13 protein-coding genes are annotated in these 13,851 nt (G+C 72.3%); 11 read left to right on the top strand and 2 right to left on the bottom strand.

Features of this window, described 5'->3' with window-relative positions; genetic code table 11:
• Positions 1 to 31 precede the first annotated feature (31 nt).
• The 6 genes from DEJ46_RS11735 to DEJ46_RS11710 all read left to right on the top strand — a co-directional run bounded on the left by DEJ46_RS11735 (position 32) and on the right by DEJ46_RS11710 (position 6,313).
• On the top strand, positions 32 to 1,030 hold the full coding sequence (locus DEJ46_RS11735) for an ABC transporter permease (protein ID WP_150265845.1): 999 nt from the start codon (positions 32 to 34) through the stop codon (positions 1,028 to 1,030).
• On the top strand, positions 1,027 to 2,130 hold the full coding sequence (locus tag DEJ46_RS11730; RefSeq protein WP_150265843.1) for an ABC transporter ATP-binding protein: 1,104 nt from the start codon (positions 1,027 to 1,029) through the stop codon (positions 2,128 to 2,130). The genes DEJ46_RS11735 and DEJ46_RS11730 overlap by 4 nt, the downstream gene beginning before the upstream one ends.
• A gap of 8 nt (positions 2,131 to 2,138) precedes the next feature.
• Positions 2,139 to 3,287: an ABC transporter ATP-binding protein gene (locus DEJ46_RS11725; protein WP_223835458.1), complete on the top strand. Its 1,149-nt coding sequence runs from the start codon at positions 2,139 to 2,141 to the stop codon at positions 3,285 to 3,287.
• Between the two features lie 146 nt (positions 3,288 to 3,433).
• Entirely contained in the window at positions 3,434 to 4,111 is a 678-nt protein-coding gene (locus tag DEJ46_RS11720) for a trimeric intracellular cation channel family protein (protein WP_150265839.1), read from the top strand.
• Between the two features lie 23 nt (positions 4,112 to 4,134).
• Positions 4,135 to 5,004: a thioesterase family protein gene (locus DEJ46_RS11715; RefSeq protein ID WP_150265838.1), complete on the top strand. Its 870-nt coding sequence runs from the start codon at positions 4,135 to 4,137 to the stop codon at positions 5,002 to 5,004.
• A gap of 145 nt (positions 5,005 to 5,149) precedes the next feature.
• The gene (locus DEJ46_RS11710; protein WP_150265836.1) at positions 5,150 to 6,313 is read left to right on the top strand and encodes a cysteine desulfurase family protein; all 1,164 of its coding nucleotides are present in this window, start codon (positions 5,150 to 5,152) and stop codon (positions 6,311 to 6,313) included.
• 34 nt (positions 6,314 to 6,347) lie between these two features.
• Here DEJ46_RS11710 and DEJ46_RS11705 read toward each other — a convergent pair whose 3' ends face one another.
• Positions 6,348 to 7,007, bottom strand: a complete 660-nt coding sequence (locus DEJ46_RS11705) for an N-acetylmuramoyl-L-alanine amidase (protein WP_150265834.1) — start codon at positions 7,005 to 7,007, stop codon at positions 6,348 to 6,350.
• Positions 7,008 to 7,067: 60 nt separating this feature from the next.
• Between DEJ46_RS11705 and mnmA the strand changes: the two genes are divergently transcribed.
• The gene (mnmA, locus tag DEJ46_RS11700) at positions 7,068 to 8,213 is read left to right on the top strand and encodes a tRNA 2-thiouridine(34) synthase MnmA (protein ID WP_150265832.1); all 1,146 of its coding nucleotides are present in this window, start codon (positions 7,068 to 7,070) and stop codon (positions 8,211 to 8,213) included.
• 21 nt (positions 8,214 to 8,234) lie between these two features.
• On the opposite strand, the gene DEJ46_RS11695 is transcribed toward mnmA, so the two are convergent.
• Complete coding sequence (locus tag DEJ46_RS11695) at positions 8,235 to 9,029, bottom strand: alpha/beta fold hydrolase (RefSeq protein WP_150265830.1); 795 nt, start codon at positions 9,027 to 9,029, stop codon at positions 8,235 to 8,237.
• Between the two features lie 98 nt (positions 9,030 to 9,127).
• Between DEJ46_RS11695 and DEJ46_RS11690 the strand changes: the two genes are divergently transcribed.
• From DEJ46_RS11690 to ligA, 4 genes are read left to right on the top strand one after another with little or no spacing between them, the layout of a single operon-like run.
• Positions 9,128 to 9,679 carry a TIGR00730 family Rossman fold protein gene (locus DEJ46_RS11690; RefSeq protein ID WP_150265828.1) on the top strand — a complete coding sequence of 184 codons (552 nt, stop codon included), beginning with the start codon at positions 9,128 to 9,130 and terminating at the stop codon, positions 9,677 to 9,679.
• Positions 9,680 to 9,686: 7 nt separating this feature from the next.
• A complete protein-coding gene (locus tag DEJ46_RS11685; RefSeq protein ID WP_150265826.1) occupies positions 9,687 to 10,385 on the top strand; it encodes an SDR family oxidoreductase in 699 nt (232 codons plus the stop codon).
• Between the two features lie 2 nt (positions 10,386 to 10,387).
• Positions 10,388 to 11,404, top strand: coding sequence for a methionine synthase (locus tag DEJ46_RS11680; protein WP_150265824.1), 1,017 nt, complete (start codon positions 10,388 to 10,390; stop codon positions 11,402 to 11,404).
• A 32-nt stretch (positions 11,405 to 11,436) separates the two neighbouring features.
• The gene (gene ligA, locus DEJ46_RS11675; RefSeq protein WP_150265822.1) at positions 11,437 to 13,617 is read left to right on the top strand and encodes an NAD-dependent DNA ligase LigA; all 2,181 of its coding nucleotides are present in this window, start codon (positions 11,437 to 11,439) and stop codon (positions 13,615 to 13,617) included.
• The last annotated feature ends 234 nt before the right edge of the window (positions 13,618 to 13,851 follow it).

The raw sequence follows: 13,851 nt of genomic DNA, 5'->3' as shown, positions 1-13,851 counted from the left end.
CGGGTCCCCCGGCCGCCGACCGGCCGACCGCATGCTTGCATACATAGTCCGACGACTCTTCGCAGTCGTCGTGATGCTGCTCGTCGTCACGCTCGTGACGCTCAGCATCTTCTTCCTCATCCCCAAGATGACCGGCAGCGACCCTGCCGCGATGTTCGTCGGCAAGCAGGCGGATCCGGCTTCCATTGAGGGCATCCGTCAGAAGCTGGGCCTGGACGAGCCGATCCTGGTTCAGTTCTGGCACTTCGTCTCCGGCATCTTCGTCGGCCGGGACTACACGGGCGGTGGCGACACCATCCACTGCGCGATGCCCTGTCTCGGCTACTCGTTCCGCACCGAGCAAGAGGTGTGGACGATGGTGGTCGACGCCTTCCCCGTCACCCTCTCCATGGTCATCGGCGCCGCGGTGCTGTGGCTTGTCCTGGGTGTCTCCACCGGTGTGATCTCCGCGCTCAAGCGCGGCACGATCATCGACCGGGCGGCGATGATCACCGCGCTCGCGGGCGTCTCGCTCCCCATCTTCTTCACCGCCATGCTGGCGATGCTCGTCTTCCGCACCCAGCTCCAGTGGGTCGACGCCTCGTACACGCCGATCACGGAGTCCTTCACCGGCTGGTTCGGCGGCCTGCTGCTGCCCTGGGTGACCCTCGCCTTCCTGTACGCGGCGATGTACGCGCGGCTCACCCGCGCCACCATGCTGGAGGTCCTCGGCGAGGACTACATCCGTACCGCACGGGCCAAGGGTCTGCCGGAGCCCGTCGTGCTCGGCAAGCACGCGATGCGCTCCACCATGACCCCCATCCTGACCATCTTCGGCATGGACCTCGGCGCCCTCGTCGGCGGCGCGATCCTGACCGAGACCGCGTTCAGCCTCCACGGCCTCGGCGGCCTGGCCATCAAGGGCGTGAGCGAGCGTGACCTGCCGCTGATCCTGGCCGTCACCCTCATCACCGCCGCCTGTGTGGTCGTCGCCAACCTCGTCGTGGACCTCCTGTACGCGGTGATCGACCCCCGAGTGAGGCTCGCATGACCGACAAGCTGACGAAGACGGGCGCGGCGCCCGGAGAGCCGGTCGTGTCCTCGGGCGCCCCGTCCGACGCCTTCCTCGACGTACGCGACCTGAAGATCCACTTCCCGACCGACGACGGTCTGGTCAAGTCGGTCGACGGCCTCAGCTTCCAGCTGGAGAAGGGCAAGACCCTCGGCATCGTGGGCGAGTCCGGCTCCGGCAAGTCGGTGACCTCGCTCGGCATCATGGGTCTGCACACCGTCGGCCAGTACGGCCGCCAGAAGGCGCGGATCTCCGGCGAGATCTGGCTGAACGGCCGCGAGCTGCTCTCCGCCGACCCCGACGAGGTCCGCCGGATGCGCGGCCGCGAGATGGCGATGATCTTCCAGGATCCGCTGTCCGCGATGCACCCGTACTACACGGTCGGCCACCAGATCGTGGAGGCGTACCGGGTCCACCACCCCGTCGACAAGAAGACCGCGAAGCGGCGGGCCGTCGAACTCCTCGACCGGGTCGGCATCCCCGAGCCGGCCAAGCGGTTCGACAACTACCCGCACGAGTTCTCCGGCGGCATGCGCCAGCGCGCGATGATCGCCATGGCGCTCGTCAACAACCCCGAACTGCTCATCGCGGACGAGCCGACCACCGCGCTCGACGTGACGGTGCAGGCGCAGATCCTCGACCTGATGCGGGACCTCCAGAAGGAGTTCGGCTCGGCGGTCGTCATCATCACCCACGACCTCGGCGTCGTCGCCGAGCTCGCCGACGACATCCTCGTGATGTACGGCGGGCGCTGCGTCGAGCGCGGGCCGGCCGAGCAGGTCTTCTACGAGCCGCAGCACCCCTACACCTGGGGTCTGCTCGGCTCGATGCCGAGGATCGACCGCGAGCAGACCGAGCGGCTCATCCCGGTCAAGGGCAACCCGCCCAGCCTGATCAACATCCCGAGCGGCTGCGCCTTCAACCCCCGCTGCCCGTACGCGGACGTCCCCAAGGGCGGCATCACGCGCACCCAGCGGCCCGAGCTGGCCCTCGCCGGCGACCGCCACTTCTCGGCCTGTCACATGCCGCAGGAGGAGCGCACCCGGATCTGGACCGAAGAGATTGCGCCGAAACTGTGAGCGAGACCATGGAACCCCTCCTCAAGGTCACCGGCCTGAAGAAGCACTTCCCCATCAAGAAGGGGCTTCTCCAGCGTCAGGCCGGTGCGGTCAAGGCGGTCGACGGGATCGACTTCGAGGTCCTGCCCGGTGAGACGCTCGGCGTCGTCGGCGAGTCCGGCTGCGGCAAGTCCACGATGGGCCGGCTCATCACGCGGCTGCTCGAACCGACCGGCGGCACGGTCGAGTTCCAGGGCAAGGACATCTCCCACCTGGGAGTCGGCGGGATGCGCCCGTTCCGCCGCGACATCCAGATGATCTTCCAGGACCCGTACGGCTCGCTGAACCCGCGCCACACGGTCGGCACGATCGTCTCCGCCCCGTTCAAGCTCCAGGGCGTCGAGCCCGAGGGCGGCGTGCGCAAGGAGGTCCAGCGCCTCCTGGGTCTGGTGGGCCTCAACCCCGAGCACTACAACCGCTACCCGCACGAGTTCTCGGGTGGTCAGCGCCAGCGCATCGGCATCGCCCGCGCCCTGGCCCTGAAGCCGAAGCTGGTCGTGGCGGACGAGCCGGTGTCGGCTCTGGACGTCTCCATCCAGGCCCAGGTGGTCAACCTGCTGGACGACCTCCAGCAGGAGCTCGGCCTCACGTACGTGATCATCGCGCACGACCTCTCGGTCATCCGGCACGTCTCGGACCGCATCGCGGTGATGTACCTCGGCAAGATCGTCGAGCTCGCGGACCGCAAGTCCCTGTACGAGAACCCGATGCACCCGTACACCCGGGCCCTGATGTCCGCGGTCCCGATCCCGGACCCGCGCCGCCGGGGCGCCAAGAGCGAGCGCATCCTGCTCACCGGCGACGTCCCGTCCCCGATCGCCCCGCCGCCGGGCTGCCGCTTCAACACCCGCTGCTGGAAGGCGACGGAGGTCTGCAGGACCCAGGAGCCCCCGCTCGTGGAACTCCGCCCGGGCCAGCGAGTGGCCTGCCACCACCCGGAGAACGCGGACTCGCTGACGATCCCGGTGGCCCGGGAGTCGGTCGAGATCGCGAAGCCGAAGCCGAAGGCTGCGGCCGAGTCCGAGTCCGAGTCCGAGTCCGAGTCCGAGGTCGAGGTCGAGTCCGAGGCCGAGACGGCCGAGCCGTCGACCGAGGGCGACGAGTCGCCGAAGGCGTGACACCAGGAGGCCCCTGCCGCACACCCGCGGCAGGGGCCTCCGGCGTGCCGCCCGCCGGCCCGGCTCGCGCACGCCTTGCCCACCGCCGTGCGGCCGTGCCGCCCGGCGCGGCCCGCCCATGCGACGGCAACCGGCACAATTGGGCGGTGCTCCACGATCTGTTCAGCCCCGATGTCCAGCACGCCCTGGACCTCGTCGGCATCTTCGTCTTCGCCATCTCCGGCGCCCTCCTCGCCGTCCGCAAGAACTTCGACGTCTTCGGCATCGCCGTCCTCGCCGAGGTCACCGCCCTCGGCGGCGGTCTCCTCCGCGACCTGATCATCGGCGCCGTACCCCCCGCCGCCTTCACCGACCTCGGCTACTTCGTCATGCCGCTGGTCGCGACCGTCCTCGTCTTCTTCCTCCACCCGGAGGTCGAGCGGACCCAGACCGCCGTCAACGTCTTCGACGCCGCGGGCCTCGGCCTCTTCTGCGTGACCGGCACGACGAAGGCGTACGACTACGGCCTCGGCCTCACCTCCTCCGCCGCGCTCGGGCTCGCGACAGCCGTCGGCGGCGGCGTCCTGCGCGACGTGCTCGCCAACGAGGTGCCGTCCCTGCTCCGCTGGGACCGCGACCTGTACGCCGTCCCCGCGATCGTCGGAGCCACGATGGTCGTCCTCTGCATCCGCTTCGACATGCTCAACGCCTTCACCAGCAGCGCCGCCGTCCTCACGGCCTTCGTCCTCCGGCTCCTCGCGATGCGCTACCACTGGCGCGCGCCCCGCGCCTGGAACCGCCGCTCGTCCGCGCGCGAGGAGCCCGAAAAAGCTACCGCTCAGTAATGAGCTGCGGTACCGTCGGAAGCATGAGCACGAGCACCGAGACGACCGCCGCCGCGACGACCGCCGTCGCCGCCGCGAGCGAGTTCGACCGCGACACCGCCGTCACCCTCCGGACTCCCGGTGTCTACGACGCCGACCTCTCCGCCGGCTGGACGATCATCCAGGCCGTCAACGGCGGCTACCTCCTCGCCCTGCTCGGCCGCGCCCTCGGTGACCACCTCCCGCACTCCGACCCGTTCACGATCTCGGCGCACTACCTCACGCCGTCCGTGCCAGGCCCCGCGGTGATCCGGACGGAGACCGTCCGTACCGGCCGGACCCTCTCCACCGGGCAGGCCTCGCTCTTCCAGTACGCCGAGGACGGCACCGAGGTCGAGCGCATCCGCGTCCTCGCCTCGTACGGAGACCTCGACGCCCTCCCCGACGACGTCCGCACCACCGCGACGCCGCCCGCGATGGCCGCGATCGAGAACTGCTTCAGCGCCGCCGACAACCCGGCCCCGAGGATCCCCGGCTCCTCCGCCATCGCCGACCGCCTGGACCTCCGCCTCGACCCGGCCTGCGTGGGCTGGGCCGTCGGCGCCCCGTCCGGCAAGGGCGAGATGCGGGCCTGGTTCGGCCTCGCCGACGGCCGCGCGCCGGACGCGCTCTCCCTGCTGCTCACGGTCGACGCGCTGCCGCCGACCTCCTTCGAGCTCGGCCTCAAGGGCTGGACCCCGACCGTGGAGCTCACCACCCACATCCGCTGCCGCCCGGCCCCCGGCCCCCTGCGCGTCTCGATCACCACCCGCAACCTCGCCGGGGGCTTCCTGGAGGAGGACGCCGAGGTCTGGGACAGCGCCGACCGGCTGGTGGCCCAGTCCCGCCAACTGGCCCGCGCCCCCCGCGGCTGACCACCGGCCCGCACCCCGCGCGACCGAGGGTTCTTGCCGTTCAGGCCGGATCCGAGGACGGAAGTCCCCGGCCCCCGGCCTGAACGAGGGCGTAAACCGGCCAGGCGCCGGGGCCGCCGCGGTGGACTCGTAGAATCGACCCACCATGGCTTACCTCGACCACGCCGCGACCACGCCGATGCTGCCCGAGGCGATCGAGGCGATGACCGCCCACCTCGCCGTCACGGGCAATGCCTCCTCCCTCCACGCCCCCGGACGGCGCGCCCGGCGGACCGTCGAGGAGGGGCGCGAGACGCTCGCCGCCGCGCTCGGCGCGCGGCCCAGCGAGGTCGTCCTCACCTCCGGCGGCACCGAGGCCGACAACCTCGCCGTGAAGGGCCTCTACTGGTCCCGCCGCGACGCCGACCCGCGCCGCACCCGCGTCCTCGCCAGCCCGGTCGAGCACCACGCCGTGCTCGACGCCGTCGACTGGCTCGCCACGCACGAGGGCGCCGACGTCGAGTACCTCCCCGTCGACCGCTACGGCCGCGTCCACCCCGAGGCCCTGCGCGAGGCCATCGCCCGCGACCCCGGGTCCGTCGCCCTCGCCACCGTCATGTGGGCGAACAACGAGATCGGCACGGTCATGCCGGTCCGCGGACTCGCCGACGCCGCCGCCGAGTTCGGCGTCCCCCTGCACGCCGACGCCGTCCAGGCCGTCGGCCAGGTCCCCGTCGACTTCGCCGCCTCCGGTCTCGCCGCGATGACCGTCTCCAGCCACAAGATCGGCGGCCCGTACGGGATCGGCGCCCTGCTCCTCGGCCGCGAGTACACGCCCGTACCCGTCCTGCACGGCGGCGGCCAGGAGCGGCACGTCCGCTCCGGCACCCTCGACGTGCCCGCCGTCGCCTCCTTCGCCGTCGCCGCCCGGCTCGCCACCGAGCGCCGCGAGGAGTTCGCCCGCGAGGTCGGCGCCCTGCGCGACGAGCTCGTCACCGCCGTCCGCACGGTCGTCCCCGACGCGATCCTCGGCGGCGACCCCGACGAGCGGCTCCCCGCCAACGCCCACTTCACCTTCCCGGGCTGCGAGGGCGACTCCCTTCTCCTGCTGCTCGACGCCGCCGGCATCGCCTGCTCCACCGGCTCCGCCTGCACCGCCGGCATCGCCCAGCCCAGCCACGTCCTGCTCGCCACCGGCACCGACCCGGACCTCGCCCGGGGCACCCTGCGCTTCTCCCTGGGCCACACCTCCACCGAGGAGGACGTGACGGCGGTCGCCGAGGCCATCGGCCCGGCCGTGGAGCGGGCGAGGACCGCGGGCCTCAGCTAGGGCCTGTCCGACGGATCACGGCCGGGGCCGACCGTCACACCGGCTTCTTCGGCGCCTCGCGCACGAGGCGCAGATAGCGGTCCCAGTCCCAGTGCGGACCGGGGTCGGTGTGGTCGGTGCCCTCGACCTCCACGTGCCCGATGATGTGCTCCCGGTCCACCGGTATCCCGTACCGCGCGCAGATGTCGGCCGTCAGCCGCGCCGACCCCGCGTACATCGCCGCCGTGAAGTCCTGCGGCCGGTCGACGAAGCCCTCGTGCTCGATGCCGATGCTCCGCTCGTTCATGTCGCGGTTCCCCGCGTGGAACCCGACGTCGAGCTCGCGGATCATCTGCGCCACATGGCCGTCCTTGCGGACCACGTAGTGCGCGGCCGCCCCGTGCCCCGGGTTCTTGAAGACCTTCAGCGCGGTCGCGTAGCTGCCCTGCACGACATGGATCACGACCCGGTCTATGCCGTAGTCGTCCGGCCGGTCGGCCCGCCGCCAGTTCGCCCGCGCCGCCGACGTCCACTCGGCGCCCTTGTGGTCGAGCTCGCCCTCGACCCGCTTCTTCTCCATCCCCGGCAGCCGCCACCACGCGCGCGCCAACTCGTCCCTGGCCAGCGCCGCCGTGCCCAGCACGGCGACCCCGCCGCCGAGCAGCACGGCCCGCCGCCCCACCCGCCTGTCCGAACCGCTTCCCCTGCTCCCCATGCACCAGAGAACGCTTACTCCCGCGACCTTGGTTCCCGGGCCCCGTACCCTGGTAGGGCTATGACTGAGACTTCGCCCCCGCGCCCCCGCACCCAGCCCCTCCGGGTACTTGCCGCAATGTCCGGCGGTGTGGACTCCGCCGTCGCCGCCGCCCGGGCCGCCGAGGCGGGCCACGACGTCACCGGCGTGCACCTCGCGCTCTCCGCGAACCCGCAGTCGTTCCGTACCGGAGCGCGCGGCTGCTGCACGATCGAGGACTCGCGCGACGCGCGCCGGGCCGCCGACGTCATCGGCATCCCGTTCTACGTGTGGGACCTGGCCGAGCGGTTCCGCGAGGACGTCGTCGACGACTTCGTCGCCGAGTACGAGGCGGGCCGCACGCCCAACCCCTGCCTCCGCTGCAACGAGAAGATCAAGTTCGCGGCGCTGCTCGACAAGGCCCTCGCCCTCGGCTTCGACGCCGTCTGCACCGGCCACTACGCGACGGTCGTCCTGAACGAGGACGGCACGCGTGAGCTCCACCGGGCCTCCGACATGGCGAAGGACCAGTCGTACGTCCTCGGGGTGCTCGACGAGAAGCAGCTCGCGCACGCCATGTTCCCGCTCGGCGACACCCTCACCACCAAGGACGAGATCCGGGCGGAGGCCGAGCGGCGCGGGCTCGCGGTCGCGAAGAAGCCCGACAGCCACGACATCTGCTTCATCGCCGACGGCGACACCCAGGGCTTCCTCGCCTCCCGCCTGGGCAAGGCGGAGGGCGACATCGTCGACGAGGCCGGCACCAAGGTAGGCACCCACGAGGGTGCCTACGGCTTCACGATCGGCCAGCGCAAGGGCCTGCGGATCGGCCACCCGGCCGCCGACGGCAAGCCCCGCTACGTCCTCGACATCTCGCCCGTGAACAACACGGTGACGGTCGGCCCCGTCGAGGCCCTGGACGTCACCGCCCTCACCGCGATCAAGCCCCGCTGGTGCGGCACGGCCCCCGAGGGCCCCGGCCGCTACACGGCCCAGCTGCGTGCCCACGGCGGCGAGACCGAGGTGACGGCCGCCCTGGCCGACGGCGAGCTCACCGTCACCTTCGCCGAGCCGGTCCGCGGCGTCGCCCCCGGCCAGGCGATCGTGCTCTACGACGGGACGCGCGTCGTCGGCTCGGCCACGATCGCCACCACCACCCGCCGCACGACCGAGCCCACGCCCGCGTAGCGGGTCAGCCGGGCGGAGGCCCTACGCGGCCTCGCTCGTCTCCCGCTCCTCCGCCAGGAACTCCTCAAGGACCGGCGCCAGGACGTGCGGGGCCACCTCGTGCGTCTGGCCCGTCAGGGTCCGGTGGCGGGCGCGGGGGAGCGCCGCCGTCAGCGCACGGGCCGCCCGGCGCGCCCACACCGGACTCGCGCCCCCGTCGACGACCAGCACGCGCGCGTGGACCCCGGCGAGCCGCCGCTCCGGCACCGTCCCGTCGCCGAGGACGGCGTGGTCGTACGCGAGGGTCGACGCCAACGCGTCCCCGCCCGGCCACGCCTCCGCCGGTACGCCCGAATCCGCGAGGAACAGGTCGAGGGCCGCGCCCCGCTGCCCCCGCCCGAGCAGCTCCGCGGCCCGGCCGTGCCGCGCGGCGGCCTCCGCCGAGTACGGCGGCTCGTACACCGACACCGGCCCGGCCGAGAGCCCGGCGGCCACCGCGGCGAGCGCCAGGGCGCCCCCCGTGCCCACCCCGTGCAGGGCCGCGCCGCTGCCGGCCTCCCCGGCCACCGCGGCCAGGTCCTCGATCTCCCGCTCCACCGCGTACGGCCCCGTGTCGCCGCTCCCGCCGCGCCCCCGCCGGTCGTACGCCACGACCGAGAAGCGACGGGCGAGGAGCTCGGCGAGGGGCCGCTCGCTCGCGGCCGTGCCCAGGGCCCCGCTCACCAGGACCAGCGGCGGCCCCGCCCCGTCCCCGTACCGCTCGTACGCGATCGTCGTCCCGTCCCGCGACACGACCCGTCCCCCGACCCTGCCCAGCGTGGTCTTCACCTCGTCCATGGCAGTGCAGACCGGGCCCGCCCCCGGAACTCATCGTCGCGCGGAGGGAATTCCCGAAGAATCTTCGAAGCCGCTGGTCACCCCCTACGGTGGAGCGCATGAACATCTGCGTCTTCCTCTCCGCCGCCGACCTCGACGACCGCTACACCGTCCCCGCCCGCGACTTCGCCGAGCGCCTCGGCAAGGCCGGTCACACCCTCGTCTGGGGCGGCTCCGACGCGGGACTCATGGGGGTCGTCGCGGACGGCGTCCGGGGGGCGGGCGGCCGGCTCGTCGGCGTCTCCGTCGACTTCCTCCAGCACAAGGCCCACCCGAGCACGGACGAGATGGTCGTCGCCCGCGACCTGGCCGAGCGCAAGGCGCTCCTCCTGGCGAAGTCCGACGCGATCGTGGTCATGGCCGGCGGCATCGGGACCCTCGACGAGGCCACCGAGATCCTGGAGCTGAAGAAGCACGGCAAGCACACCAAGCCGGTGGTCCTGCTCAACACGGCGGGCTTCTACGACGGCCTGAAGATCCAGCTCCGCCGCATGGACGACGAGGGCTTCCTGCCGCTCCCGCTCACCGACCTCGTCTTCTTCGCGGAGGACGGCCCGACGGCCCTCGCGTACCTGGAGGAGAGCCTGGGGGCGGGCAGCGGCGCTCGCTGATGGGAGCATGGCTCCCATGGCTACACATGTGATCACCGGAGCCGGCTCCGGCATCGGCGCGGCCGTCGCGCGCCGCCTCCACGCGCGCGGGGACGAGCTCGTGCTGCACGCGCGCGACGCGGGCCGCGCCAAGGAGCTCGCCGCGCAGTTCCCGGGCGCCCGGACGCTCGTCGGGGACCTGGCCGACCCGGACCGGCTGTCCTGGGCCTTCTCGCACCAGACCATGCCCGAGCGGGTGGACAGCCTGCTGCACATCGCGGGCGTCGTCGACCTCGGTCCGGTCGGGGACCTCACCCCGAAGACCTGGCACCACCAGCTCAACGTCAACCTCGTCGCCCCGGCCGAGCTGACCCGGCACCTCCTGCCCCAGCTGCGGGTCTCCCAGGGCCACGTCGTCTTCGTGAACTCGGGCGCCGGGCTCGCCGCCCACGCCGAGTGGAGCGCGTACGCCGCCTCCAAGCACGGGCTCAAGGCCCTCGCGGACTCCCTGCGCCACGAGGAGCACGCCAACGGCGTGCGGGTCACCTCCGTCTACCCGGGCCGCACCGCGAGCCCCATGCAGGCGAAGGTGCACCAGCAGGAGGGCAAGGAGTACGACGCGTCGAAGTGGATCGACCCGGAGTCGGTCGCGACGGCGATCATCACCGCGATCGACCTGCCGCGCGACGCCGAGATCAACGACCTGACCGTCCGTCCGGGGCGATAGGCGTGAGCGACGAAGCAGACAAGGGCGGTACGAGGCCCTTCGGCCCCGCCACCGGTGTCGGGTCCATGCCCGGCGGCGACGCCCGCGAGGCCGCGAAGACGGTCGCCGGCTCCTTCGAGGACTTCCCCTTCCTGGCGGAGCTGCCGGCGCGGGGGCCCGGCGCCGACATGATCGGCCGGACCATCGGGATGCTCGTCGACCTGTACGCGCACGTCGAGCCGAGCGGCTGGCGGATCAGCGACCGGCCCGGCCGGGACACCAAGCGGGCCCGCTCCTGGCTCGGCGAGGACCTGGACGCCCTGGAGGAGTTCACCCAGGGGTACGAGGGCCCGCTCAAGGTCCAGGCCGTCGGCCCGTGGACGCTCGCCGCGGCCCTGGAGCTGCGCGGCGGCGAGGCGGCCCTCGGTGACGCGGGCGCCTGCCGCGACCTGGTCGGCTCCCTCGCGGAGGGGCTCCGCGCCCACCTCGCGGAGCTGGCCAGGCGCGTCCCCGGGGCCCGGATCGTCCTCCAGCTCGACGAGCCCTCGCTCACGGCGGTGCTGCGCGGACACGTCCGTACCGCCAGCGGCTACCGCACCTACCGGGCCGTCGACCGGCAGGTCGTGGAGAGCGCCCTGCGGGACGTGATCGCGGCCCACGACGGGCCGGTGGTCGTCCACTCCTGCGCCCCCGACGTCCCCTTCGCGCTGCTGCGCCGGGCCGGCGTCACCGGGGTCTCGTTCGACTTCGGACTCCTCACCGAACGTGACGAGGAGTCGATCGGCGAGGCCGTGGAGGCCGGCACGAAGCTCTTCACCGGTGTGGTGCCGTCCACCGACGGCCCGTTGTCGGACCCGGGCGGTAGCGTCATGGGTGTCAGGACGCTGTGGCGCAGGCTGGGGCTGAATCCGGGGACTCTCGCGGAGTCCGTGGTCGTCACCCCCACGTGCGGGCTCGCGGGCGCTTCGCCCGCCTATGCCCGCGCGGCCCTCGCCCACTGCGCCCGGGCGGCGAGATCGCTCGCGGACAACCCAGAGTGACCGGGTTTCGAGGCACGGGAGGACGGACGAAGGTGGCAGTCGAACAGGGGGCCCTGCCCGCCGAGGCACGGGAGAAGCACGCCGACCTTGCGGAGCGGGTCGAGGAGCACCGCTTCCGGTACTACGTGAAGGACCAGCCGGTCATCAGCGACGGCGAGTTCGACAAGCTCCTGCGCTCGCTGGAGGCGCTGGAGGAGGAGTACCCGGAGCTCCGGACGCCCGACTCGCCGACCCAGAAGGTCGCCGGGCAGTACGAGACGGACTTCACCTCCGTCGAGCACCGGGAGCGCATGCTCTCCCTCGACAACGCCTTCGACGACGAGGAGCTCGCCACCTGGGCCGAGCGGGTCGCGCGGGACGTCGGCACCCCCGACTTCCACTACCTGTGCGAGCTCAAGGTCGACGGCCTCGCCGTGAACCTCACGTACGAGCACGGGCGGCTGACCCGCGCCGCGACCCGCGGCGACGGCCGCACCGGCGAGGACATCACGCCCAACGTCCGGACGATCGCCGACATCCCCGACCGGCTGCGCGGCGACCGCGTCCCGGACCTCGTCGAGATCCGCGGCGAGGTCTACTTCCCGATGGAGGGCTTCGAGGCGCTCAACGCCCGCCTGGTGGAGGCGGGGGACAAGCCCTTCGCCAACCCGCGCAACGCGGCCGCCGGTTCGCTGCGCCAGAAGGACCCCAAGGTCACCGCCTCCCGCCCGCTCCACATGGTGGTGCACGGCATCGGCGCCCGCGGGGGCTTCGACATCTCCCGGCTGTCGCAGACGTACGAGCTGCTGCACGAGTGGGGCCTGCCGACCGCCCGGCACAACCGCGTGGTCGACTCGCTGGACGGGGTGCGGGAGTTCATCGCGTACTTCGGCGAGAACCGCCACTCCGTCGAGCACGAGATCGACGGGGTCGTCGTCAAGCTCGACGAGATCCCGCTCCAGGGCCGGCTCGGCTCCACGGCGCGCGCGCCCCGCTGGGCCATCGCCTGGAAGTACGCGCCGGAGGAGGTCAACACCAAGCTGGTCGACATCAAGGTCGGCGTCGGCCGCACCGGGCGCGTCACGCCGTACGCGCAGGTGGAGCCGGTGACCGTGGCCGGCTCCGAGGTCGAGTTCGCCACCCTCCACAACCAGGAGGTGGTGAAGGCCAAGGGCGTGCTGATCGGCGACACGGTCGTGCTGCGCAAGGCCGGTGACGTGATCCCCGAGATCCTCGGGCCCGTCGCCGACCTGCGGGACGGCAGCGAGCGGGAGTTCGTGATGCCCGCCGAGTGCCCGGAGTGCGGGACGCCGCTGAAGCCGATGAAGGAGGGCGACATCGACCTCCGCTGCCCGAACGCGCAGACGTGCCCGGCCCAGCTGCGCGAGCGGCTCTTCTTCCTCGCCGGGCGCCAGTGCCTGGACATCGAGAACTTCGGCGCGGTCGCCGCGGCGGCCCTGACCCGCCCCCTGGAGCCGGCCGAGCCGCCGCTCGTGGACGAGGGCGACCTCTTCGACCTCACCATCGAGCAGCTGCTGCCGATCAAGGCGTACGTCCTGGACCCGGACAGCGGGCTGCCCAAGCGGGACCCGAAGACGGGCGAGGAGAAGATCGTCACGGTCTTCGCCAACCAGAAGGGCGAGCCGAAGAAGAACGCCCTGTCGATGCTGGAGAACATCGCGGCGGCCAAGGCGCGGCCGCTCGCCCGTTTCATCAACGGCCTGTCGATCCGGCACGTGGGGCCCGTCGCGGCCGAGGCGCTGGCCCGTGAGTTCCGCTCCCTGGAGCGGATCGAGCAGGCGAGCGAGGAGGAACTGGCAGCCGTCGACGGCGTCGGCGGGATCATCGCGACCGCCGTGAAGCAGTGGTTCGCCGAGGAGTGGCACCGCGAGATCGTGCGGAAGTGGCGCGCCGCCGGGGTGTCGCTGGAGGACGAGGGCGCCGGGGAGGAAGTGGGGCCGCGTCCGCTGGAAGGTCTCACGGTCGTCGTGACCGGCACCCTGGAGAAGTTCACCAGGGATGGCGCAAAAGAGTCCCTCCAGAGCCTCGGAGCGAAGGTCACCGGTTCCGTTTCAAAGAAGACCGCCTTTGTGGTCGTCGGCGAAAACCCTGGTTCGAAGTACGACAAGGCGATGCAGCTGAAGGTTCCGGTTCTGGACGAGGAAGGCTTCTCGGTCCTGCTCGAACAAGGTCCCGAAGCCGCTCGCGAGGCCGCGGTACCGGTCGCCGAGTAGCCTCCGCCGGCCCCGCGAAAGGTCACCCGTTCGGCGCATACCAGATCGTTACGGGTGGCCGGGTCGCATTCGGGCAAGAGAGGGAGAGCGCTGCCCGTCGGAGCCCTCGGCGGCCTACTGTGGTGACCGTGCGTCCTGTCCCGCACGTCCGCGCGAGGGCTGCCGGTCGTGCGCGCCAGGACGAACGGCCCAGTGGCATGAGGAACGGCCGCCCGGTGGCGGCCGCATGGCGGA

Origin of the sequence: Streptomyces venezuelae (assembly GCF_008642375.1) — a bacterium.
Taxonomy (GTDB): domain Bacteria; phylum Actinomycetota; class Actinomycetes; order Streptomycetales; family Streptomycetaceae; genus Streptomyces; species Streptomyces venezuelae_G.
This window is presented reverse-complemented; position numbering and strand designations above follow the sequence as displayed.